The 1,134-nt window shown below is 71.1% G+C and carries 1 protein-coding gene; it reads left to right on the plus strand.

Annotated elements, in window-relative coordinates; translation table 11 throughout:
* Positions 1-1,134: amino acid adenylation domain-containing protein (locus RT97_RS29145; RefSeq protein ID WP_042582352.1), on the plus strand; the 1,134-nt coding region annotated here is incomplete at both ends.

Consider the following 1,134-nt stretch of genomic DNA (forward strand, 5'->3'; position numbering starts at 1 on the left):
GACAACCTCGCCTACGTGATCTACACCTCCGGCTCCACCGGCCGGCCCAAGGGCGCGCAGCTGTGCCACCGCAACGTGACACGCCTGCTCAGCCAGACCGATTCGTGGTTCCACTTCGGGCCCGAGGACGTGTGGACCCTGTTCCACTCCTACGCCTTCGACTTCTCGGTGTGGGAGATCTTCGGGGCGCTGTGCACCGGCGGCAAGCTGGTGGTGGTGCCCTACTGGGTGAGCCGCTCGCCGGAAGACTTCCTGCAGCTGCTGCGCACGCAGCGCGTGACGGTGCTCAACCAGACCCCCTCGGCCTTCGGCCAGCTGGCCAGCCTGCCGCAGGCGCTGGACAAGGACGGCGCGCTCGCATTGCGCGTCGTGATCTTCGGCGGCGAAGCACTCGAGCCGCAGCGCCTGCGCACATGGATCGAGCACCACGGCGACCGGCAGCCGCAGCTGGTGAACATGTACGGCATCACCGAGACCACGGTGCACGTGACCTACCGGCGCATCACCGCAGCGGACATCGGCCCGCAGCGCAGCCCCGTGGGCACGGCGATCCCCGACCTGGGCCTGCGCGTGCTCGATGCCCAGCTCAACCCCGTGCCGCTGGGCGTGGCGGGCGAGCTGCACGTCTCGGGCGAAGGCCTGGCGCGCGGGTACCTGCACCGTGCAGGGCTCACGGCCGAGCGCTTCATCGCGGCCGAGGACGGCAGCCGCCTGTACCGCACCGGCGACCTGGTGCGCTGGAACGCGCAGGGCCAGCTGGACTACCTGGGCCGCATCGACCACCAGGTGAAGGTGCGGGGCTTTCGCATCGAGCTGGGGGAGATCGAGGCGCAGCTGCTGGCGCAGCCCGAGGTGCGCGAGGCGACGGTCATCGCGCGCGAGCAGGCGGGCGCAACGATGCTGGTGGCGTACCTGTCGGCGCAGGCGAACCATGCGATCGACACGGCGGGCCTGCGCACGCGGCTGGGCCAGGTGCTGCCCGACTACATGGTGCCGGCGGCCTTCGTGGTGCTGGCGACCTTGCCGCTGAATGCCAACGGCAAGGTGGACCGCAAGGCGCTGCCCGAGCCCGAGCGGGCCAGCGAGCGGGCCTACGAGGCGCCGCAGGGCGAAGTCGAGATCGCGCTCGCGGCC

It is taken from the genome of Variovorax paradoxus, assembly GCF_000834655.1.
Lineage (GTDB): Bacteria > Pseudomonadota > Gammaproteobacteria > Burkholderiales > Burkholderiaceae_C > Variovorax > Variovorax paradoxus_F.